We start from the raw sequence: 23665 nt of genomic DNA on the forward strand, positions 1-23665 counted from the left end.
ATCATCAGTCAGCGGATTTCAACCGCTAAAGGCGGTTCCAATCAAGAAATGCTTACGACAACAGCGGCTGGAAGTCCAAACCTTCTCTGTAGTCACGACCAACCCCAAAATCGAAAAAACTCAAGTTCAATTTATATACATAATTCTATAAGTTGTATACACCAAGAGATTTAAAATTCAACTTCTACAGCTAAAGGAGACCGGCCTCACATGATTAAAGTAGTTATCGTTGACGACGATTCATTTATCCGCGAAAGCCTTAAGGTACTGGTTGCACTGGACCCGGAAATTGAGGTAGCGGGCTCCGCTGGCGATGGCCGTGAAGCTCTGGCCCTGCTGAAGCAGCTGCCTCATGCCGATGTGGTGCTGATGGATATCCGGATGCCGGACTGCGACGGTGTCGAGGGCACCAAATCCATCAAGGAAGCCTTCCCCGGTATCTCCGTGCTGATGCTGACGACCTTCGACGACGACGAATACATTATCGAAGCGCTGCGGAACGGGGCGAGCGGGTATTTGCTGAAAAATATTCCGCCGGACCGGATTATCCAGGGTATCAAAACCGTACATGAAGGCAATCTGCTCATCCATCCTGACATCGCCCGCAAGCTGGCTGGTTTTCTGCAGCCGGCCGCACCTCCGAAGGAGGCGATGCCTAAGACGTTGGAGGCGTACGGGCTGACCAAAGCCGAGCTGGCCGTGGTATCCTTAATCGCGGAAGGCCATACCAATAAGGAAATCGCTGCCGGACTCTTTTTAAGTGAAGGCACGGTCAAAAATTACATCACCGATATCCTCAGCAAGCTCGGCCTGCGGGACCGGACACAAATCGCCATCTTCTATTGGAAGAATCAGCGGGAACACGGAAATTGAGGTTTGTGGCGGCCAGCCAACTGCTTGCGAGTCTACCTGCTTGTGAGCCTACCTGCTTGCGCCTACCTGCTTGCGAGCCTAGCTGCACAGCGGCCGGATGTCCACACATTCCCCGCAGCTGCGTTCAAACCCAAGATGAGAATCTAAAGTTCAACTTACGTAAGGAACGTTCAACTTTTGTAAGGAATCCCCCTATATGAGTTGAACTGGAGAACTTGAAAGCCGGGGAATGCAATGAGGCTCATAAGGAACTGAATCTAAGTGGAAAAAGTAAAACTACTCAGCTGAAATTTTGGCTACAGCAGGTTTTAGTGGGATTTTGTACACCTAATTCATACCTATTCATCCCATACGACCGTTTTCAGCCGAATTAGTGATACTTTTTCCAACATAGACTACTCCATGAGCTGAATGAGCCCGCATCCGCAGGAAAGCAGGCTTTTTCGCAAAATAAGGTCTGCTCCGTCCGCTTCATGCTGCAGATGAGCCCGAGTGCGCCGCCTGCATCGCCGGCAACTTTCAAGTAATCCGCAATTTTTTGTATTCTATAATTCCTATACATTAAAAAAGCCTGTGCTTCCTGAATATCAGGAGAACACAGGCTTTTGAATTGTTACAGCCCTGTATAACTGGCCATTTCCCGGATGGGTAGGTGTCCATAATAATTGCTGGAGCTCTGTCCAATATCCGGAGCCGCAAGAATCGGCCATGCTAGACTCCGGTTGATTCCTTCTCAGGCTCCGCAGCTGTGCCCTTGGCCCGTCCCAGTCCGCCGGATGGAAGACCCCGGCGGCTCGCCCCAGTCTTCATCGCGATAATGCTGAAGATGCTGGAAGACTTGGCCTCTGCGGTGACCGAACCGTCCGGCTCCGGTACCAGAATGATGCCGAGCTGATGGTGGTCGCCAGCATAGATCGCGCGCTGGAGGTATTTGCTCTCGCCGGCGCGGTTCTGCACCTCCAGCTTGCAGAACGCGGGATTCATGCGCAGCGCCTCATGCAGCTGCGCGGCATCGGTCAACAGGACCCCGTTGACCTTCAGCAGGATCTCGCCCGGCAGGATGCCCAGCTCCTGCGCGGGGCTGTCCGGCAGCACGGCCAGCACCTTGCGGCCGGCTGGAGGATGCACGAAGATCGGGCTTAGACTGCGCTCCTCCAGAGCGCTGTACCAGCCCAGTGCTTCGTGCAGCAGCACCGCGGCGAGCGCCGCGAGCACGGTCAGCGGGCTCCACCAGGCGGCAAGCCCGCTTAGAGCCAGCAGGACGGTGCTGTACAGCAGCAGCCGTCCTGCCGTGCGGGCGCTCTTTCGCCCGGGCAGCAGCCCTTGGGTCATCTCGCTGAAACCGATGATGACCGGCAGGGACACCAGGCCCAGCCCGCCGCCCAGCAGCGGGTGCCAGGGCAGATCGCCGATTCCTGTGCCCGAAGGAATCAGCAGGAACAGCGGCAGCGGCCAGAACGCCTCCAGCTGATAGCCGCCGACCACCTTGCCGCGCTTGCCTTTGAGAAAGAGCGGCGCAGCCAGCCTTGCACCCTGCCAGCGCGCCAGCAGCGCCTCGGCCAGATGCAGCAGAGCGGCCAGCACCAGCAGGGCAGGAATATCCATCTCCCGCAGCGCGGTGGCGATGGTGCCGGCCAGCCCGCTCTGCAGTGTGTCCGGAAAAAACGAAAGGACAAATTGCAGGATGCCAAGCAACCCTATGGAGTAGGCAAAACACAAATAGCGCACACGGAACAGCATAAGCACCAGGCTGACAACCCAAATGATGGCCACCGCCGTACCGGTCAGGGATACCCCCAGAGCGACAGCAGCCAGAGAAACGGCCAGTCCCGCAACCAGGCCGCTCCATACCGTACGCCAGGTTTCGCGGCCCCAGCTGTGCAGCTTCACGTGAATTAATTTCCGCTCCAGCGCCACCTGCCTGCGGTAGTAGAGAGCAATAAACAAAATAGCAATATAGTAATAGGGCTGAATCAGCAGATGTACGACTGCTGTGCCCCAGCTAGTAAGCAGTTCCGGCATTCCATTCAAACCGTTCGTCACACTCCTTTTAAGTCCGGGTAGTGTTGATCTGCAGCAATGCAGCGTTCGCTTTCAGGTACCGTTACAGGGAGAAATAGAAAAGTCATTCATAGCGGGAAACATATACATTCAAATATTTTTAGAAAAAAAGAAGGCTGAACTCAGCCTTCTTACTTTTTCGACAACGACGCCTGAATTTCCTTCTGAACCTCGGCAATTCCCCGATTGAGCTGGTTGTCGTTGACCGGATTCTGAATGGCTTTGATTAGCGCCAGCTCCAGCGCTTCGGCGGTCTTGGCATCAATGATGCCTGTCGCCTGCAGCTTGGAGGCACTCTGAAATTTCTTCACCGCATCTTTGGTCGCAGTATCGAAATAACCGTCCTTGCGGCCCGGTTTGTAGCCCAGACCGTCCAGCATGGTCTGTGCACTTTTGACATCCGCGTTGTTCATGTTGTATTGCAGTGATACGCTTTTGTTAATCGGCGCTACCGAGAAATAATCCGGCTGGGCCACCGCGATATCCGGCTTGATGCCCTTGCCGTGAATCCATGTGCCGTTTGGCGTCAGCCATTTGGCAATCGTAATCTTCAGCAGGCTGCCGTCGCCGAGCTGCTTGTCGAAGCTCGTCTGGACCGTGCCTTTGCCGAAGGAATTTTCTCCGATCAGCTTGGCTCCTGCAGACTGCTGCAGGGCGCCGGCCAGAATCTCCGAGGCGCTTGCGCTGCCTTTATTCATCAGTACAACGACCGGATATTTTTTGCTTGAGCCTTTAGAAGGGCTGACTTCCGGCTTCTTGCCCTTTTCCTCCACCTGCACAATGGTCTTGCCCGCCGGCACGAATTGTTCGGCCATATCAATCACCACCGGCAGTACGCCGCCCGGATCGTTGCGGACATCAATGACGAGTCCCTTCATGCCCTGCTTCTCCAGCTTGCCAAGCTCTTCCTTGAACCGCTCAGCAGTATTCATGGAGAACTGGGTAACCTCGATAACGCCTACACCATCCTTTTCGAGCTTGGCATAGACGGTTTCCAGCTTCACATCATCGCGGGTAAGCACGTATTCAAGCGGTTCCGCCGCTCCGGTACGCTGGATCTTGAGCGTGGCCTTGCTTCCCTTCGGTCCGCGGATCTTAGCCACCGCATCATTCAGCTCCATGCCTTCGAGCGTTGCCCCGTTTACCGACAGAATCACGTCTTTGGCCTTGAGGCCTGCCTTTTCAGCCGGTGAGCCTTTGATTGGGGAGACTATAACCACCTTCCCGTTCTCCGAGGAGACCTCAGCCCCGATTCCCGAGAAAGAGCCTTCAATACTTTCCTCAAACTTCTCAGCGGTTTCCTTGCCCATATAATTTGAATAAGGATCGCCCAGCGCTTCCATCATTCCATTGACGGCACCGTCGATCAGCTTCGTCCGGTCTACCTTTTCGTAGTAATAGCCCTCAATGAGGCTCAGCGCGGTTCCAAGCTTCTGTGATTCCTTCTCCTGCAGGCCGCCTGGCGGCACAAGCGCTGCCGCCGCACTTTCACCCGCAGCCCGTCCGAATATATCCGCATAGCCGGTGACGCCCAAGGTCAGCAGGCTTCCGCACAGCAAGGCAGCGACAATCATAAAAGCCGCTGTGCTTTTCTTCAACATGATGTTCCCACCGTCCCTTCTTGTCCCATGTCATGAAGCTGAGGACACGCCCGTTCTGTGAAGAACGGTATCTCTTCCAGTATATGCCGTAAACCAAATTAATATTTATAATATCATTCCAAGTCCATTCCAGCCGTCCCAAGTCTCACAGGTAAGGCATCGGATCAACCGGTTTGCCGTCGATCCGCACTTCAAAGTGCAGATGCGGGCCGGTGACGCGGCCGGTTGCACCCGATTCAGCAATGGTCTGGCCGCGGGATACCCGTTCGCCCACACTAACCTTAATGCCGCCTTCGCGGATATGGCCGTAGAGCGTCCATACCCCGCCGCCATGGTCAATCACTACCGTATATCCATAGCCGCTCCACCATTCAGCGACAATGACCGTACCGGAATCGGCAGCATGAATGCTTGTCCCTTGCGGAACGGCAAAGTCCGTACCCGTATGCATCTTACCTACTTCACCGGTCACCGGATGGGTCCGTAGCCCGTATGGGGAAGAAATCCGTGCCGATCCGACAGGAAGCAGGAATGGCCCGTTTCCGCCCGCATATTCAGAGTAGCTTGGGTCGCTGTCCGAGCCGGAGCTGGAGCTTGAACTGCTGCTGGCAGCCCGGGCTTTGGCCGCCGCAGCAGCGGCTGCCGCTCTCCGTGCCGCTTCGGCTTTGGCTGCCGCTGCTTTGCGTGCGGCTTCTTCCGCTTTGATCTGGTCCTTCTTGTTCTCCAGCACGGAGCGCTGGGTGGCCAGCTGCACCAGCTTGGCATCCTGCTCTTCCGTGAGGCCATCCGTCTCGTGGATTTCCTTATCGTAGTAGGCGATCAGCTCCTGCTTCTCCGCCTCCTTCTCTTTCAGCGTACTCCGCTGGGACTCCAGATCCGTATACAGCTGCTTGGCCTGGGCGTACTGCCCTTCAAGCTCCTGTTTCTTGGCAATAACCGTCTGCTTGTCCAGCTTGTGCTGCACGAGCAGGTCCTGATCCTGGTCGACAATCATTTTGAGGGAATCCGCCCGGTCCAGGAAATCGGAAAAACTGGTGGATGAGAGCAAAACATCCAAATAGGAAACCGCACCGTCGGTATACATCAGGCGGACCCTGGACTCCAGCAGCTTCTCACGGGAAGCCACACGTGCTTCCGCCTCATCGAGTTCGCTGGCCGTAATGTTCAGCGATTTCTCCGTGCTGGCGATTCTGCCGGAAATATCCGTCATTTGGCCTTTAACCTGATCAATTTGATCCAGCACGTACTGCAGATTAAGATTCGTTTTATTCAAATAATGCTTGGCTTCCTGGTTCCGTGAAGCAGCCTTGTCCTGCGCAGCTTTGGCAGCCTGAACCTCCTGCTGCAGCTGTTTCAGCTGCTTGTCGATTTCTGCAACCGTGGTTTTTTTGGCATATCCGTCAGAGGGTTGGAATAGTGTGGCAACCAGCAGCACAGCGGCCAGCCCGGCGGCAATCTTCTTCAACTCGCACTCCCCGTCCTTTGTCTTGTAAGATGGTCATCCTGGAATCGGATCATAGACTATACTTTGAGGAATTTGCGGATCGATACGGTACTTCCCCATATACCGATCAGCACACCGAGGCCGACAAGCAGCCCGCAGAGCAGAACCCAAATATCCTGAAACGGAATCAGCTGCAGCCCCAGCATCGGGTCCCCCTGGACAGAGGACACGAGACTGCTGTAGCCTGCATAAAGCGCCCCCGAGGTAACCAGCGAGCCGATCAGCCCGATCAGCGCTCCTTCAATAAAGAAGGGCCAGCGGATAAAATAATTCGTCGCACCCACCAGCTTCATAATGCCAATCTCCTTGCGGCGGGCAAGTATCGTTACCCGGATCGTATTGGAGATCAGGAACATCGACATGAGCGCCAGTCCCGCTACAAAAATAAACCCGATGTTGCGTACTGCCTTCGTCACCTTGAAGAGCGTCTCCACCGAGCCTTTGCCATAATTCACTTTGTAAATCGGCTTCTCTTCATGAGACTTGTTAAGCGCTTCTATCTTCTCCGCCACAAACGGAACCGTCGTAGGCTGAATGACCTCCACGAGCAGCTTATCCGGCAGCGGGTTATTATCCTTATCAAAGCCTTCGAGCAGCTCGGCGGCATCCGGCCCCATATCCTCGCGGAATTCCTTCAGCCCCTGCTCCTTGGAGACGAACTCCACCTTGCTGACCTCCGGCATGCTGCCGATTTCATTCTCCAGCGTTTCACGCATCTTCTGGTCGGTATTCAATGCCAGATGTACGTTGATCTGCACCTGGCTGTCCGCCTTGTCGGCGATAGCGTTGACATTAAGCACAAGCAATATAAAGACACCAAGCACGAATAGGGAGACGACAATGGAAGTGATGGAAGCCACCGACATCCAGCCGTTGCGGAATACATTTTTGAAGCCTTCCCGCACATGCCGCAAGAAGGTTTTAAAACTCATAACCATATTCCCCTCTCACTTGGTCTCTGACGATATTTCCGTTCTCGATGGCCAGGACCCGTTTGCGCATTTTGTTGACGATATCCCTGTTGTGAGTCGCCATCACAATGGTTGTCCCGCGAAAATTAATTTCGTCCAGCAGCTGCATGATTCCCCACGAGGTTTCAGGATCCAGGTTCCCGGTAGGCTCGTCCGCAATAATGACAGAGGGGTTGTTGACTATCGCCCGGGCGATTGCAATCCGCTGCTGCTCCCCGCCGGACAGCTGAGAGGGCTCACGGTTCGCTTTGCTGCGCAGGCCCACTAATTCGAGCACTTCAGGTACACGTTTCTTAATCACTTTCTTCGGAGCTTCGATAACCTCCATGGCAAACGCGACATTCTCATAGGCCGTGAGCTTCGGCAGCAGGCGGAAATCCTGAAAGACCACTCCGATATTGCGGCGGACATAGGGGATTTTGCGCGGCTTCAGCTTGCCTATATTGAACCCGCCTACCGAAATTTGTCCTTTGGTTGGCATTTCTTCTCTATAAATTAATTTCATGAACGTTGATTTACCGGCGCCGGACGGTCCGACAACATAGACGAATTCATTGCGGTCGATCTTGACGGATACGCCCTGGAGCGCATGGGTTCCGTTCGAATAGGTCTTCCACACATCCTGCATTTCAATCACTTCATCACTTCCCGATTCTGACATATTCCGCAGCAAACCGCGGAAGTTTCCATAAACTGCATGAATACCGCAGGCGTATCTATTGTAACAAATCCGTAACCGCTTGAGTACCCGAAAGTTTTACCGATATCGCACATATACATAAAAAGTATATTAAAAACCGGAAAAAACCTCAGCATCACCGCTTGCATCTACATTACTGCAAATCCAGAAACAACCGGCCTGCTACCGGTTCTATCTATTTATATCGGCTGTAAAAGCCATTCATTAAGTCTAGTATTCCTGGCCTGCGCCCAGTCCGCGCAAATCCGCCCAACTGAAGGAGATCTTTTATGAAAAAAATCCATGCTGCCCTCATTGCCCTAATAAGCCTGATCCTGGCCGGCTCCCTTATAGCCGGAGGACTTCATTTATATGGCAGTCAGCAGACGCTTCCCCCCAAAACCTCTGTCGCCGGCTGGGACGTCGGAGGTATGGATATAGCCGAAGTACGCGCGGGACTAGCCACCAGACTGCAAGCGCTCGAGGCCGTTCCTTTAACACTGAAAGCAGAGCCTAACACCAAGCTCACTGTTACACTGCAGCAGGCGGGTATGACCTATGAGGCAGAAGACTTTCTGCAGGGCCTGAATTCGCTCACTGAAGGCGGACTGCTGGAACGGGTGCGCGCCCGCTGGAGTTTTTCCCGCAGCTGGGAACTTGGGGCACATCTGGATCTGGCACAGCTGCAGAAAAGTCTGAATCCTGACTGGGAAAAAGAAACCTTTGGGGCCCCTGTAGACGCTGAACGGCGCATCACCGCAGATGACCGTGTGGTATACACGCCCGGGAAAACCTCCTATAAGGTAGACTGGCATGCACTGGAGCTTACCCTGCAGGCAGCGGTCCCCCTGTCACTCCGCAATGCCGACAGCCTTCAGGGCAAACGGATCGTGCTTGAAGTTCCGCTCAGCATCCGGGAGCCGGAGGTCACGCTGAAGACCCTGAAGGAGCAGGGCATTGAGCGGAAAATTGCACAGTTCAGCACCTCCCTCGGGGCAAGCGGCCCCGGCCGCACCTTCAATGTCCAGGCTGCCGCCCAAGCCGTCAACGGCACCCTTCTGCCTCCGGGTGCTGTCTTCGATTACGGCAAGGCCATTCAGAAGGCCCAGGCTGACACCGGCTTCAGGGAAGCACCGGTTATCGTCAACGGCCGGCTGCAGCCTGGGGTGGGCGGAGGAATCTGCCAGGTATCCAGCACGCTGTATAACGCTGCCCTGCGTTCAGGGCTCGAAATCGTGGAGCGGCGGAACCATTCGCTGCCGGTTAACTATCTGCCGAAGGGACAGGATGCCACCTTCTCTGAAGGCAACATTAACTTCCGCTTCCGCAACAATACCGGCAAATCTCTGATGATCCATGCCGCCGTCCAAGGCCGCACCTTAACGGTGAAGCTGTTCGGCACGTTCCCGAAGAACGTCACCTTCCTGGTCCAGTCCCGGACGGTGGAGCTGCTTGCACCCGCCGATAAATATGTGAGCGACCCTTCACTCCCGCGCGGAGGCACACGGGTTATCCAGAACGGAAAAACCGGCTACATCGTTGAAACCTACATCACCCGGCTCGTGGACGGCAAAGCCGTAGAAAAGAAGCTGCTCTCCCGGGACACCTATTACGCGCAAAAACGCATCATCGCCATCAACCGGGGCGGCATGGGCAAGTCCATCCAGCCCGATTCCCGCAGGCAGCCCCTGGTAGAGGATGGTGTCCGGGGTTGATGTAACCCATACGCCTGGCGGCTTCCAGTCGGCACGCTCTACTCCTGCGTATCATCAAAAAGGCGGTCAGGACAATCATAGTCCTGCCGCCTTTTTGACATGAAGATTAACTGGAGCGGCAGCTTGCCGCCCCTGCTTTTACATTGCGCTTACTTCGGCAGCACATGCCCTTTACGATGGAGTGGTATCCTTAAGGGAAAATTTGTAACAGAAAGGATGAACTGCGATGAGCATAATTGCTTCCAATCCGTTATCTGCCTTGCTCCGCATCGCCCCAACCGTCCCCGCTGCCCATACCTGCCGTGAAACCCTCCGCGTGTTGTTCCAGCACCCCGAAGCCAAATGTCTCGTTGTCTGCCATCCAGACCATACGCCGGCCGGCCTCTTGATGTGTGAACGCTTTTTCCTCAAGGTTACCGGACATTCAGGTATGGAATTGTTCTACCGTGAACCCGTAACCAGGCTCATGAACCGTAAACCGCTGACCGTTGACATCTTTACCCCGCCGGAACACGTTCTGACGTCAGCCTTGGAACGCCCAGAAGCGATGAAGAACGATTGCATTATCGTTACGGAGGAAGGAGCTTTTGCCGGTGTGGTGTATGTTTCTGACCTGACGCGGGAGCAGCATTAAGCGGCTCTCCAGGTCGTACCCAGGGTATCCCCTGTACAACCCCTGCGCATTCCTGGCCGGCTTTCTATTTGCCTTCCGCCCATTCAGTCTGCTCCGCCCCAACTGCTGCTCTTTCGCTTCTCCATTCCTCCTGACAGCCTCAGCACGCTGTTAAAACAGCGTGTCCGGAGACATGTCAATTCTCCAATATCCGCTCACTTTCTTCAGCTTCACCACTACGCTTTGGTTCGTCCCCTGATCCGGCACACTTAACTCAAATACAGCAGTGGTCGCAGTCTTCGAAACCATACGCGCTGTTGCCTTATCATACTGCATTGAATTGCCTATATCGGTATTTACTTGCGCCATTCGTCCGTTCTGCTCCAAAAACTGTGTCTGCACATAAAACGCAGCGGCATTGTGCGTATAGGCGCGTTTGACATAACTCATCAGCTGCTGCTTGCTCCCAATATCACTGGAGAGATAACGGTACTCCGTGCCTTTATATTGAAACGTTTCCGGTTGAAATGTTACGCCCCCACGACTGGTATATGTATACAGCTTCTTGGCGTGAACCAGGAGCGGGATCACACTCTTCACCGTCAGATTGTTAATCGTTGCCGGACCTTCCTTGCCTGGCGCGGATACCGCCACCGCCTTTACCCCTTCGATTCCAAAGGATGGCGAAGCCGCGAACGCTCCGCTCCCCGCTGATACCAGACCCAGTGAAAGAGCGAGTGAGCTGAGCAGCACTTTTTTGTTCATAATTAATTCCTCCTTATAATTGTGCAATAAGTACTTTATAACTTACTGCAGCTTGCAAGTTAAAATACCCAATTCCCTATAGGGTCAAAACAGGATTACGGCAGGATAAAAATAAGATTTTTACAATTTATATCTGTTTGGTCCTGTGCTATGATTTGGGCTGAAGGGAAAGGAGATAAAAATATGGCTTTGATTGAGTGCAGATTTTATTCGGATGTACTGGGACTAAGCACCTCCATGACGGTGATTTTGCCGCAACAGACTACTACGCAAATTGGCATGAACAATGTTACTAAGGGAACACTGCACCCGACACTCTATCTGCTGCACGGCCTCTCGGATGACGACTCCATCTGGCTCCGCCGCACTTCCATTGAGCGCTATGTGGCACAAATGGGGATTGCAGTGGTGATGCCGCAGGTGCACCGGGGCTTTTATACGGATATGTACGAGGGAGGCCGGTACTGGACCTTTATCAGTGAAGAGCTGCCCGCGCTGGCCCGTTCATTCTTCCCCCTGTCCCCCAAACGCGAGGATACCTTTGTGGCCGGGCTGTCGATGGGCGGCTATGGGGCGGTCAAGCTGGGACTGCGCAAGCCTGAAGCCTTTGCGGCGGCGGCAAGCCTGTCGGGAGCGCTCGATATGGCGCATCATTTCCTGAACCCGGAGGATCCAACCAAGAAGTCCCCAGAGTATGAACGGATTTTTGGCAAACAGAGTATTGAGAACACTCCGGATGATTTGCTATACCTGCTGAAAGAGGTAGACCGCTCCAAGGGTCCTAAGCCGCTTCTCTACCAGTGCTGCGGAACAGAGGATTTCCTCTATGAAGACAACCAAGCCTTCCGCAGGGCCTGCGCCAAGACGTCGCTGTCCTTAACCTATGAGGAAGGTCCGGGCGATCATGAATGGGGCTATTGGGATACCAAAATCCGTGATGTGCTGGCCTGGCTGCCTCTGGGTAAATAAGGGCAGGCCTAGCCTGAACTGTAACCCGCAAGCTTAAGGTGGACGCACAACAGGCTAAGTCCTGATAGAACTTAGCTTGTTGTGGAATCTTTCATTACTCCGATTTTGCCCGATTACGCAGAATTCAAAGGTACGTGTCTTCTTGGCGCTTCTTTAGCTGATTAGGTGGAAAAAGTATCATTAATTTGCTTGAGCATTAAGCAACCCGGCTGGTTAAGTGGAAAAAGTTGCACTAAATCAGCCCATTTCGCTTCACATGAGGGAATCCCCCCGAATTAGGTTTCCTTTTTCCACTCAACCTCCGCGAATGTTGATTTCTAAGGAATTTAAGTTTCCTTTTTCCACTTCAGTGCTTCAACAACGGCAGTTCTGCTGTTGTTTCGTTCCACATTCGTCCTTTAGACTAGTCCAACTAAAAGATTCTTTTCTCAAACTCTATACCCGCCTTCTACAACGAAGAAAGTTCACTATTTTCCATACAATTAAAAAACTGTCCTCCCCACATCCAGTGATGCGGCGATAGACAGTCTTTTGTTCATTCCGGCAATCAATTCAGCAATCTATCAAGTAATTTATTCAACAATCTATCCTGCAATCTATTGTAGCCAACCGGCCTCTTTTTACCGGATAGTATTTGCGTGCTGCGCAATCCACTCACTGGCATCGTTCAAGGCTGTCTCTGCCCGTTCAATCGCTGCCTTGACCTGCACCGTAGCCGTACCGCCATAGACATTGCGGGCGTTCACCACAGCCTCTGGCTGCAGCACGGCGTAGATCTGCTCATCGAACAGCGGGGAGAACTGCTTGAACTCCTCCAGCGTCAGATCCAGCAGGAATTTGCCTTCGTTAATACAGTACAGCACCGTCTTGCCGATGACCTCATGCGCCTGGCGGAAAGGCAGACCTTTGCCTACCAGGAAGTCAGCGATATCCGTCGCGTTAGAGAAGTCCGTATTAACGGCTTCACGCATCCGGCTCTTGTTCACCTTCATCGTAGAGATCATTGGCGCGAACAGCTGCAGCGCTCCTGTCAAAGTGGCTACAGTATCGAACATGCCCTCTTTGTCTTCCTGCATATCTTTGTTGTATGCCAGCGGCAGGGACTTGAGTACCGTCAGCAGCCCGATCAGGTTGCCGTAGACACGGCCCGTCTTGCCCCGTACCAGCTCAGGCACATCCGGGTTTTTCTTCTGCGGCATAATGCTGCTGCCTGTGCAGAAGGCATCATCCAGCTCCACGAAGCTGAACTCCGTGCTGCTCCACAGCACCAGCTCTTCACTGAGCCGGGAGAGGTGAGTCATCACCAGCGCCGCGTTGGCCAGAAATTCGACGATGAAATCCCGGTCGCTGACCGCGTCTAGGCTGTTCTCATAGACACTGTCGAACCCGAGCTGCTCCGCTACAAAATGGCGGTCAATCGGGAAAGTGGTTCCCGCAAGCGCCCCTGCTCCCAGCGGCAGCACGTTGATCCGCTTGTAGCTGTCCGTCAGGCGTTCAGCATCACGACGGAACATAGACACGTAAGCCAGCAGGTGATGAGCGAACAGGATCGGCTGGGCACGCTGCAGATGCGTATAGCCCGGAACGATCGTATCCACGTTGTCTTTGGCTTGACCGATCAGCGCTTCCTGCAGCTCATGCAGCAGGGCCACCAGCTCCACCACCCGATTGCGCAAGTACAGGTGCATATCCGTAGCCACCTGATCGTTGCGGCTGCGTCCGGTGTGCAGCTTGCCGCCGACCGGGCCTATCTCCTCGATCAGATTCTTTTCAATATTCATATGAATATCTTCATCTGCCACGGAAAAAACAATCTCTCCCGCACGGACTTTGTCGAGCACCTTGTTCAGTCCATTCTTGATCGTCTCTACATCGTCCTGCGGCAGGATGCCGCATTTGCCCAGCATTGTGACATGAGCCAGACTGCCCTGCACATCCTCTTCAGCAAGTAGCTTATCAAATCCGATGGAGGCCGTATATTCCTCCACCAGTTTATTCGTTCCTTTGGTAAAACGTCCGCCCCACAGCTTGCTCACCTGTTGTATCCTCCTCTATTGACGTTAGAAGGGCCGCCCCTGTCCTGACGGGAGGAACGGCCTTCGGCTGTCTGGTTATGTTATTTGTCCGATTCTGCCACGCCAGCCGATACCTTCAAACGCAGGGCGTTCAGGCGGATAAAGCCTGTAGCATCCCCTTGATCATATGCCTGAGTCGGGTCTGCCTCCATAGTGGCAATCTCCGGATTGTACAGGCTGACCGGAGACTTCACGCCGGCTCCGATGATGTTGCCTTTGTACAGCTTCACGCGCACGGTGCCGGTAACGTTCTTCTGGCTTTCCTTCACCAGCGCCTGCAGCGCAAGGCGTTCAGGCGCGAACCAGAAGCCGTTGTACACGAGTGTGCTGTAGCGGGTAATCAGGCTGTCGCGCAGGTTCATCACTTCGCGGTCCATCGTGATGGACTCCATTTTGCGGTGAGCGGTGAACAGGATGGTTCCGCCCGGTGTTTCGTACACGCCGCGGCTCTTCATGCCGACAAAACGGTTCTCCACCATATCCACACGTCCAATACCATGCTTGCCGCCCAGCTCATTCAGCTTCTCCATAACCTGCAGTGGAGATAGAGGCTCGCCATTCAGTGCGACACAATCTCCCTTGAGGAATTCCAGCTCCAGGTATTCCGGCTGATCCGGGGCATCCTCCGGCGCGTTGCTGAGAAGGAACATTCCCTTGTTCTCCGGTGCGCTAGGATCGAACCACGGATCTTCCAGCACGCCGCTCTCATAGCTGATGTGCAGCAGGTTGCGGTCCATGGAATACGGCTTGGCCGCCGAGGCCTGAACCGGAATGCCGTTGGCTTCCGCATAGGCGATCATTTCCGCCCGGCCGGGGAACTGGTTACGGAACTCTTCAAGCCGCCAAGGTGCAATCACCTTGATGCTTGGCGATAAGGCCGCTGCGTTCAGTTCGAAACGCACCTGGTCATTCCCTTTGCCGGTTGCGCCATGGGCAATAGCCGTTGCTCCTTCAGCGATGGCGATGTCCACCATACGCTTCGCAATCAGCGGACGGGCGATGCTTGTGCCGAGCAGGTATTGGCCTTCATACAAAGCGCCCGACTGGAACATCGGGTAGATGAAGTCGCTCGCAAATTCGTCGCGAAGATCATCGATGTAGACCTTCGACGCGCCGGTTGCGAGGGCTTTTTCCTCCAGGCCATCCAGCTCTTCCTTCTGGCCGATATCGGCTGTAAAAGCAATAATCTCCGCATCATAAGTTTCTTTCAGCCATTTCAGGATGACCGAGGTATCCAGCCCGCCGGAGTAGGCGAGCACGATTTTTTCTTTTGGCATGGGGGTGCAACTTCCTTTCGTGTCGGGGGTATAGGATGAACTTCTTGAGATTGCCTATAGATACCCGGTGCCCGGACGCAACTGCGTGAAATGTTTGGACTTCCGGCCGCTGTTGTCTCCAGATTTCTTGATTGGTACCGCTGATCGCGGTTGAAATCCGGAGACAAAGGCGGACGCTAGCGCTCCTACAGTTCCAAACTTTCACTCCGCTGCTATGCACCGGAATCTAACGCTCATCTAAGTTCAACCTATATAGTGTTTTATATAATATAAGACCAAGCAAGAGCCTTGCCAGATTTGCATGACCAATCCTGATTTACTCCAGATCGCTGAATACTCTGAGCTCTTAGCTATAGCTTAGCCCGTGAATACGGTCCTTAGCCCATCAATGCCGCCATCAGCGCTTTCTGCGCATGCAGGCGGTTCTCAGCCTGGTCGAAGATGACCGAGTTCGGGCCGTCGATTACGCTGGTGCTGACCTCTTCCTCACGGTGAGCCGGCAGGCAGTGCAGGAACAGGTAGTCGCTCTTCGCGCCTTTGACGAGTTCCTCGTTGACCTGGTAGTCCTTGAACGCAGCCTCACGCGCCAGCTGCTCAGCCTCAAAGCCCATGCTCGCCCAGACATCTGTGTAGATTACATCGGCGTCCTGTACGGCTTCCTGCGGGCTGCGGGTAACCACGATTACCGATCCGGTTTCCTTGGCAATCTCGCGCGCCTCCGCAACGACAGCCGCATCCGGCTCATAGCCTTCCGGTCCGGCAACCGAGACATGCACGCCCAGCTTGGCACCGCCGATCAGCAGGGAATGCGCCATGTTGTTGCCATCGCCGATGTAGGCCAGCTTCAGGCCCTTCAGCTTGCCTTTGTGCTCGTAGACGGTCTGGTAATCAGCCAGCACCTGGCACGGATGGGCCAGATCGCTCAGGCCGTTGATCACAGGCACCGATGCATAACGGGCCAGATCCTCTACTTTGTCATGGCCGAAGGTGCGGATCATAATGCCGTCCAGATAACGGGACATGACCTGCGCCGTATCGCCGACGGTTTCGCCGCGTCCGAGCTGAATGTCATTTTTGCTCAGGAACAGTGCATGACCGCCGAGCTGGTACATACCCACTTCGAACGAGACGCGTGTGCGGGTCGAGGATTTTTCGAAAATAAGCCCGATCGTTTTGCCCTTCAGCGGCTGGTAGACCTCCCCGCTCTTTTGCTTCCGCTTCAGCTCAATCGCCAAATCAATCAAATATGTGATTTCCTCCGGGCTGTAGTCGTTCAGCTCCAGCAAATCACGGCCTTTGAGCTGCTGCGCGATTTGTTGTGCACCGTTTTTCACTTCCTGGCTCATGAACCTGCCTCCCACTTTCCATTGTTAGCATAAGTATGAATGAGTTCTGAAAGGATGTCCACCGCCTGGTGAATCTCCTCGACGCTTACGTACAGGTTAGGCAGCAGCCGAATCACGTTGGGTCCGGCCTGCACGAACAGCAGCCCGCGCTTCTGTCCGGCCAGTACGATATCTGCTACCGGTGCCGCGCATTCGATGCCGATGAGCAGGCCTTTGCCGCGGATCTCCTTCACAAACGGCGTATCCGCCAGCTTGTCTCCGAGCAGTCCCTTCAGGTACTCGCCCATGTCGGCGGCACGCTGCGCCAGATTATCTTCCAGCATCGTTTCAATCGTTGCTTCCATGACTGCCGCAGCCAGCGGCGTACCGCCGAAGGTGCTGGCATGACTGCCCGGGCTGAACGCTTCACGCAGATAACCTTTGCCCAGCATAACACCTGCCGGGAAGCCGCTGGCCACCCCTTTGGCCAAAGTGAAAATATCCGGCTCAATGCCGTAATGCTGATGCGCAAACAGCTTGCCCGTACGTCCCATACCAGTCTGCACCTCATCCACGATCAGCAGCAGCCCGTGCTCTTTGCACAGCTCAACCACCGCAGCCAGGAATTCCTGCTGCACCTCCAGCACGCCGCCTTCGGCCAGAACCATCTCCAGCATAATTGCTGCGGTATTCCCGGAGATTGCAGCCTTCAGCGCCGGAAGATCATGCAGCGGCACGGTCTTGAAGCCTGCCGGAAGCGGCAGGAAGCCTTCTTTTACCTTTTGCTGTCCGGTAGCCGTCAGGGTGGCCAATGTACGTCCATGGAAGGACTGCTCGAACGTAATCACTTCATAGCGGCCCGTTCCCTTCACCTTCTGGTGATAACGGCGCGCCAGCTTGATCGCTGCTTCATTCGCTTCCGCCCCGCTGTTGCAAAAAAACACCTGATCTGCGCAGCTGTTCGCTGTAAGCAGCGCAGCCACCCGGTCCTGTCCCGGAATGTGGAACAGGTTCGAGACATGCCACAGGGTGTCAATCTGCGCCTTCAGCTTCGCACCAACCTTCTCCGGCGCGTGGCCAAGGCTCGTTACCGCCAGCCCGCACATAAAGTCCAGATACTTGTTGCCCTGATCATCCCACACCCAGCTGCCCTTGCCCTTGACCAGACTGATGTCATATCTGGCGTAGGACGGGAATACCGCACTCAGCTTGGCAGGAGCAGCCTCCTGAACCCCTGCTTCTACTGAACGGTCCTGCGGTGCCCCTGTCAAAGAATCTTTGTCCGCTTGCGTAAGCTCACTCATTCTTAGTCACTCTCCCACCATGCTGCTTCCGGTATTCCCGTCAGCGCTTGTTATTATATAAGTTGAACTTTAGTTTTACATTGTGGGGTATGGTCGTAACTACGGGGAATGTTTGTTTGGACTTCCAGCCGCTGTTGTCGTAAGAATTTCTTGATTGGAACCGCCTTAGCGGTTGAAATCCGGTGACTGATTATGCTGAAGATAGCGAGCTTTCCTACAGAAAGCTTTCAGGCGGACGCATTCGCTCTGTAAGTATCCAAACTTCCCCTCCGCACTTCTACCCTTTTATGAATTCTTTAAGTTCATCTTATATAGTTATGAACGAATAATCCGTGTTCCCAACTCTTCACCCTGCAGCACCCGGCTGAGCACCCGCGGCTCCTTGCCGTCAACAATCACGACTTCAGACACACTGCCCTGGATACAATCGATCGCGGCACGCACTTTTGGAATCATTCCGCCGTAAATTTCGCCATTCTCGATCAAATCTTCAATCTGCCCTACCGTCACAGACGGAAGCACGGTTTTGCGGCCATCCAGCGTGCGCATAATACCCGGCACATCCGTGACCACAATCATTTGGGGCGATCCGACAAAAGAAGCCACCGCACCCGCCGCCGTATCCGCATTAATATTGTAGCGCTGGCCCCCGGCATCCACACCGATTGGCGCGATCACAGGAATATAGCCCATCGCCAGAACACCCTGTACAATCTCTGCCTTGACCTCAGTCACTTCACCGACCAGCCCAACTTCATCGCTATTGGCAACCAGCCGGGCCGTAATGAGCCGCCCATCCACACCGGATAAGCCGAGCGCCTGCCCGCCGCTGCCTTGAATCCTTCGGACAATCGCCTTGTTGATGCTCCCCGCCAGCGTCATTTCCACCACATCCAGCACTTCCTCGGTCGTCACCCGCAAGCCGTTCACAAAGCTGCTCTCAATGCCAAGCTTCTCCAGATTGCCGGAGATCGCAGGTCCGCCGCCATGCACTATAACCGGCTGGGCACCGTTCAACTGCAGCTCCCGCAAATCGTCAAAAAATGAATCCGGAAGCGCCGCCAGCGTACTGCCGCCACATTTCATAACGAACAGCCCGCCAGCCTTATGATTCTCAACAGGTTCAAAAGTCATAGTATTGGTATCCCCCCAGTAAGCTGAGCCCCAGCCGTGAATCAGGTACGGTATGCGGCATTAATGCGCACATAATCATACGTCAGATCGCAGCCCCAGGCGGTAGCCTTGCCTTCTCCGTCAGACAAAGCTACGGTAATCAGCACGGTATCGCTTTTTTGCAAATAATGCAGAGCTTTCTCTTCATCAAAAGCCACCGGCTTCGACTCTCGCAGCACTTCGATCCCGCCAAGTGAAATATCCACCCGTTCCGGGGATACCGGCACTCCTGCGCGTCCTACTGCCGCAATAATTCTGCCCCAGTTGGCATCTGCGCCAAAAATCGCCGATTTCACAAGACTGGAGCCGACCACTGTCTTGGCAATCGCCGCCGCAGCCTCATCATGCACTGCACCGTCAATCTGCACTTCAATCAGCTTTGTCGCTCCTTCGCCGTCACGGGCAATCGCCATAGCCAGACTTTTGCACACATGTGTGAATGCAGCGGCAAAAGCATCCCAGTCCGCATGCAGCTGCGTCAGCTTGGCATTCCCGGCCAGCCCGCTCGCCATCGTGACCAGCATATCATTGGTGCTTGTATCTCCATCTACCGTAATCATATTAAAAGTGGTGTTGGTCGCGGTACGCAGCAGACTGAGCAGATCCCCGCCGTCAATCACAGCATCCGTGGTCATGAAGCCCAGCATGGTCGCCATATTCGGATGAATCATTCCCGAGCCTTTAGCAGCCCCGGCAATTGTAACTTCCACTTCACCGACTTTTACTTTGACGCAGCATTCTTTTTTAACCAGATCTGTCGTTAAAATAGCCTGGCAGAACTCTTCCGCCCCGGCGGCTCCTCCGTCCAGCTTCTCCGGCAGTCCGGCAATGCCGCTGCGCACACGGTCCATCTTCAGCAGCTCGCCGATGACACCGGTAGAAGCCACCGCGACATCCTGTTCATTCACCCCAAGCTGACGGGCAGCGGCAGCACGCATTTCATAGGCATCGGCTTCGCCCTGTTCACCGGTACAGGCATTGGCATTCCCGCTGTTCACGATGACCGCCTGCAGCGTCCCGTCCGCCAGACTCTCCCGCGTCACCTTCAGCGGTGCAGCCTGGAATACATTCGTTGTATATACCGCAGCCGCTGTCGCCGGCACCTCACAGAGGATGGCCGCCAGATCGTTGCGCTCCGTTTTTTTGAGTCCGCAGTGCAGTCCGCCAGCCGTAAACCCCTTAGGGGTTGTAACACTTCCGCCCTCAACGATGGTAAAAACTTGTTTCTCACTCATTATATTGTTGACCGCTGAAGCTTATGGATACACTGGTGTGTAACCAAGTCCGCGGGTTTCCTCCCATCCCATCATCAAATTCAGGTTCTGAATCGCTTGCCCCGCCGCACCTTTAACAATATTGTCAATGACGGATACAATCGTTACCCGGCCTGTACGGGCGTCTGTGGCAAAACCGATATCACAATAATTGGAACCGCTGACCTCTTTGGTGGCTGGAAGCACACCCGCATCACGAACCCGCACATAAGGACGACCTGCATAATACTTACGGTATAAGTCCACAAAATCCTGCTCGCTGTACCCGCCGCTCATCCCGGCGTACATCGTGCTCATAATTCCCCGCGTCATCGGCACCAGGTGCGTAGTGAACGTAATCGTCACTTTTTCTCCGGCGATCTCCGTCAGGGTCTGCTCAATTTCGGGAATATGCTGATGCTTGTTGACCTTGTAAGCTTTGAAATTCTCATTGATCTCGGCGTAATGGACCGTTAGACTCGTGCCCCGGCCTGCGCCGGATACACCCGATTTGGCATCAATAATAATGCTGTCCGGTTTAATCCAACCAGCTTGCAGCGCAGGAACCAAGCCCAGCAGCGTAGCTGTCGGATAGCAACCCGGATTGGAGACAAAGTCCACTCCAGCCGCCCGTTCCCCGAACACCTCGCATAATCCGTATACAGCCTGTTGCAGATACGCTTCAGGCGGAGCCGGATGCTTATACCACTGCTCATATTCCGTGCCGTCCTTCAGCCGGAAGTCACCGGACAGATCAACCACCTTCAGTCCTGCCTCCAGCAGCTCCGGCACCAGCTTGGCACTTACCCCCGAAGGCGTTGCTGTAAACACCACATCCGCCCTCCCGGCGATCTCCGCCGCGTCCACTCCATCCAGATTGCGCTGCACAATCCCCGTTAAATGCGGAAAACCCTCCTCAATAGGCGTGCCGGCGCTTGAAGAAGAAACCACTGAAGTAATCTCTATATCAGGGTGGCCCTGCAGCAGCCTAATCAGCTCCACGCCCCCATATCCCGTCGATCCCACAATTGCTGCTCTCAGCTTACCAGTCACAGTCATCCCCGCTTCCTGCTTTTCATATATAAATGAATACCGCTCTTAGAAATATGTATTATTATACGACCGAATTAATATAAATACAACATGTAACGTCAAGTTTATTGAAATCCGGCTTAAGTCCTCCTATAAAGGAGTCCACACTCCCTATCCTATCCGCTTCAGGCTTATTCGGTCCAGATCATCGAAACCTTTTCGCCAAAAAAAGAAGCAGCCCCCTAAGGAGACTGCACCTCTCTTTTGAACCCTTCGCCCAGCACCTCATGCGCCTCCGTGATAATCACGAACGCTCCCGGATCCACAGAACGCACTATGGCTTTCAGCCGGGTGATCTCATTTTGCCCCACTACCACCATAAGCACCGTACGGCTATCGCCGGTATACCCGCCTTGCGCATTCAGCTTGGTCAAGCCACGGTCCAGATCGTTCAAAATCGCCTGTGAGATCTCTTCCGTCTGGTCGGAAATGATATACGCCACCTTGGTTGTGCTGAAGCCCACCTCCAACGCATTGATCACCTTGCCCGTTACAAACAAGCCGATCAAGGCATACATCGCCTGTTCCATGCCCAGTACAAAAGCAGCCAGCGTAATCACCGTACCATCCAGCAGCACGACAGACAGCGAGAAGCTGAACCCTGTAATCTTCTGAATAATCTGCGCCAAAATGGTCAAACCGCCCGTAGACCCGCGCCCGCGGAATACCAGTCCCAGCCCAAGCCCGACACCAATCCCTCCGTAAATAGAGGCAAGCAGCGGATTCGTGGTCGGAACCGGCCCATCCTTCGTCAAAAAGATAAACAGCGGCAGCACAAAGCTGCCCAGCAGCGAACGGAGGCCATATTGTTTGCCGAGGAACACCACGCCCAGGATAAAGAGCGGAATATTCAGCGCCCACTGGGTGAACGCCGGTTCAGCCCCCAGCCAGGCCTCCGCGAGTACGGACAAGCCGGACACCCCTCCGGAAGCAATTCTGCTCGGCAGGAAAAACAGATTAAACGCCAGACCCGTAATCAACGAGCCCAGCAGAATCAGCAGAATATCCACCGTATGGCGCAAGGGCCCATTGAGTGGAATTAACGGGGGTTTATTGCGTGAATTCATTTTTTGCATGCAGGTTGTTTTCTCCTTAACGTTGTACTTGAAGCATAGACTGCCTAATCTTCTCAAAAAAATTCCTACACCTCCGAAGACGCGTAGGAATTATCATGATGCCCTTATTCAGCTTCTGTCTTAATCTGGCTGCGCAAATATCCATCGATAAAAGCGTCCAGATCGCCGTCCATCACTGCCCCGACATTTCCGGTTTCCACGGAAGTACGGTGATCCTTTACCATGCTATAGGGATGGAATACATAGGAGCGGATCTGGCTTCCCCAGGCAATATCAGATTGCTCGCCGCGAATTTCATCAAGCTGCTGCTGCTGCTCCTGCAGCTTGCGCTCATACAGCTTGGAACGCAGCATCTTCATCGCCTGTTCCCGGTTCTTGATCTGCGACCGCTCATTCTGGCAGGTGACTACCACGCCGGTAGGCAAGTGAGTGATACGCACCGCAGAGTCGGTTGTATTGATATGCTGACCGCCCGCGCCGCTGGCACGGTACGTATCAATCTTCAGGTCCTCCGTGCGGATTTCCACCTCAACATCATCCGTAATCTCAGGCACCACATCGCAGGATACAAAGGAGGTATGCCGTCGGCCTGATGCATCAAATGGGGAGATACGCACCAGACGGTGCACTCCTTTTTCCGCCTTTAGGTAGCCATAGACATTGTAACCTTTGATTAGCAAAGTAACACTCTTGATCCCGGCTTCGTCACCCGGCAAATAATCCAGGACTTCTACCTTGAAGCCGCGTTTCTCCGCCCAGCGGGTATACATGCGCAGCAGCATTTGGCCCCAGTCCTGGGATTCCGTTCCGCCAGCCCCGGGATGCAGCTCCAGAATCGCATTGAGCTTGTCATACGGCTGGTTGAGCAGCAGCTGCAGCTCGAATTCATCGACCTTGCCGCCTACAGTGCGGATGGTATCAGCAACCTCTGCCGCCAGCTCCGCATCGCCCTCCTCATCCGCCAGCTCCACCATCATCGCTGCATCGTCATATTCCTGCTGCAGCTTCTCGTACTGATCTACGGATGATTTCACTGCATTCATCTCTGCAATTACACCTTGCGCTTTTTCGGGATCATCCCAGAACCCGGGTGCTGCCATCTTTTCTTCGAAGTTCGCGATCATTTCCTGCTTGAGATCTAAGTCAAAGAGACCCCCTAAGGTCAGTTAGTTTCTTGCCTATTTCACGCAGGTCCTGCTTAACATTAGCATCGATCATGTGGAGTCACTTCACCTTTCAAAATAAAATATTGCGCCGGGGCGGCTTATTGGACATAAAGAGGGTGAATATAGTCATTCCGAGGATACCCGAACTTACGATCATTAGATCGGTGGAAAAC

19 protein-coding genes are annotated in these 23665 nt (G+C 54.2%); 4 read left to right on the top strand and 15 right to left on the bottom strand.

Features of this window, described 5'->3' with window-relative positions; genetic code table 11:
* The first annotated feature begins 210 nt into the window (after positions 1-210).
* Entirely contained in the window at positions 211-873 is a 663-nt protein-coding gene (locus tag BLQ82_RS24020) for a response regulator transcription factor (protein WP_062523029.1), read from the top strand.
* A gap of 711 nt (positions 874-1584) precedes the next feature.
* Here BLQ82_RS24020 and BLQ82_RS24025 read toward each other — a convergent pair.
* From BLQ82_RS24025 to ftsE, 5 genes are all read right to left on the bottom strand, one after another.
* Positions 1585-2904 carry a PDZ domain-containing protein gene (locus BLQ82_RS24025; RefSeq protein ID WP_425281119.1) on the bottom strand — a complete coding sequence of 440 codons (1320 nt, stop codon included), beginning with the start codon at positions 2902-2904 and terminating at the stop codon, positions 1585-1587.
* Positions 2905-3065: 161 nt separating this feature from the next.
* Positions 3066-4535: a S41 family peptidase gene (locus tag BLQ82_RS24030; protein WP_062523031.1), complete on the bottom strand. Its 1470-nt coding sequence runs from the start codon at positions 4533-4535 to the stop codon at positions 3066-3068.
* 145 nt (positions 4536-4680) lie between these two features.
* A complete protein-coding gene (locus tag BLQ82_RS24035) occupies positions 4681-6000 on the bottom strand; it encodes a murein hydrolase activator EnvC family protein (RefSeq protein WP_062523033.1) in 1320 nt (439 codons plus the stop codon).
* A 56-nt stretch (positions 6001-6056) separates the two neighbouring features.
* Complete coding sequence (ftsX, locus tag BLQ82_RS24040) at positions 6057-6971, bottom strand: permease-like cell division protein FtsX (protein ID WP_062523035.1); 915 nt, start codon at positions 6969-6971, stop codon at positions 6057-6059.
* Complete coding sequence (gene ftsE, locus BLQ82_RS24045) at positions 6961-7647, bottom strand: cell division ATP-binding protein FtsE (protein ID WP_062523138.1); 687 nt, start codon at positions 7645-7647, stop codon at positions 6961-6963. Before ftsE ends, ftsX begins: the two co-directional genes overlap by 11 nt.
* A gap of 332 nt (positions 7648-7979) precedes the next feature.
* On the opposite strand from ftsE, the gene BLQ82_RS24050 reads away from it, so the two are divergent.
* Together BLQ82_RS24050 and BLQ82_RS24055 are read left to right on the top strand one after the other, a co-directional pair.
* Positions 7980-9404 carry a VanW family protein gene (locus BLQ82_RS24050; RefSeq protein WP_062523037.1) on the top strand — a complete coding sequence of 475 codons (1425 nt, stop codon included), beginning with the start codon at positions 7980-7982 and terminating at the stop codon, positions 9402-9404.
* A gap of 226 nt (positions 9405-9630) precedes the next feature.
* Positions 9631-10038 (top strand): CBS domain-containing protein, encoded by a 408-nt coding sequence (locus BLQ82_RS24055; RefSeq protein WP_062523039.1) that lies wholly within the window; start codon positions 9631-9633, stop codon positions 10036-10038.
* Positions 10039-10188: 150 nt separating this feature from the next.
* Here BLQ82_RS24055 and BLQ82_RS24060 read toward each other — a convergent pair whose 3' ends face one another.
* Entirely contained in the window at positions 10189-10782 is a 594-nt protein-coding gene (locus tag BLQ82_RS24060; RefSeq protein WP_062523042.1) for a DL-endopeptidase inhibitor IseA family protein, read from the bottom strand.
* Between the two features lie 183 nt (positions 10783-10965).
* Here BLQ82_RS24060 and BLQ82_RS24065 point away from each other — a divergent pair, with 183 nt between their 5' ends.
* Positions 10966-11751: an alpha/beta hydrolase gene (locus BLQ82_RS24065; RefSeq protein WP_062523044.1), complete on the top strand. Its 786-nt coding sequence runs from the start codon at positions 10966-10968 to the stop codon at positions 11749-11751.
* Positions 11752-12371: 620 nt separating this feature from the next.
* Here the strand turns inward: BLQ82_RS24065 and argH are convergent.
* The 9 genes from argH to prfB all read right to left on the bottom strand — a co-directional run bounded on the left by argH (position 12372) and on the right by prfB (position 23544).
* Entirely contained in the window at positions 12372-13787 is a 1416-nt protein-coding gene (gene argH / locus BLQ82_RS24070) for an argininosuccinate lyase (protein ID WP_062523046.1), read from the bottom strand.
* An 80-nt stretch (positions 13788-13867) separates the two neighbouring features.
* Positions 13868-15103 carry an argininosuccinate synthase gene (locus BLQ82_RS24075; RefSeq protein ID WP_062523048.1) on the bottom strand — a complete coding sequence of 412 codons (1236 nt, stop codon included), beginning with the start codon at positions 15101-15103 and terminating at the stop codon, positions 13868-13870.
* A gap of 377 nt (positions 15104-15480) precedes the next feature.
* Positions 15481-16449, bottom strand: a complete 969-nt coding sequence (argF, locus tag BLQ82_RS24085; protein WP_062523050.1) for an ornithine carbamoyltransferase — start codon at positions 16447-16449, stop codon at positions 15481-15483.
* Positions 16446-17732, bottom strand: a complete 1287-nt coding sequence (locus BLQ82_RS24090) for an aspartate aminotransferase family protein (protein WP_244280973.1) — start codon at positions 17730-17732, stop codon at positions 16446-16448. Before BLQ82_RS24090 ends, argF begins: the two co-directional genes overlap by 4 nt.
* A 315-nt stretch (positions 17733-18047) precedes the next feature.
* Complete coding sequence (gene argB, locus BLQ82_RS24095) at positions 18048-18866, bottom strand: acetylglutamate kinase (RefSeq protein ID WP_062523052.1); 819 nt, start codon at positions 18864-18866, stop codon at positions 18048-18050.
* 41 nt (positions 18867-18907) lie between these two features.
* Positions 18908-20140, bottom strand: a complete 1233-nt coding sequence (gene argJ, locus BLQ82_RS24100; RefSeq protein ID WP_062523055.1) for a bifunctional glutamate N-acetyltransferase/amino-acid acetyltransferase ArgJ — start codon at positions 20138-20140, stop codon at positions 18908-18910.
* A 21-nt stretch (positions 20141-20161) separates the two neighbouring features.
* Positions 20162-21217 (bottom strand): N-acetyl-gamma-glutamyl-phosphate reductase, encoded by a 1056-nt coding sequence (gene argC / locus BLQ82_RS24105; RefSeq protein WP_062523057.1) that lies wholly within the window; start codon positions 21215-21217, stop codon positions 20162-20164.
* Positions 21218-21432: 215 nt separating this feature from the next.
* Positions 21433-22326, bottom strand: a complete 894-nt coding sequence (locus BLQ82_RS24110; protein ID WP_062523059.1) for a YitT family protein — start codon at positions 22324-22326, stop codon at positions 21433-21435.
* Between the two features lie 104 nt (positions 22327-22430).
* Positions 22431-23544 (bottom strand): peptide chain release factor 2 gene (gene prfB, locus BLQ82_RS24115; protein WP_143013536.1). Its coding sequence is split into 2 segments (ribosomal slippage): positions 22431-23471 and positions 23473-23544, totalling 1113 coding nucleotides; the frame shifts between segments, so codons are not numbered across the junction.
* Positions 23545-23665 lie beyond the last annotated feature (121 nt).

Source organism: Paenibacillus jilunlii (genome assembly GCF_900102965.1).
Lineage (GTDB): Bacteria > Bacillota > Bacilli > Paenibacillales > Paenibacillaceae > Paenibacillus_AQ > Paenibacillus_AQ jilunlii.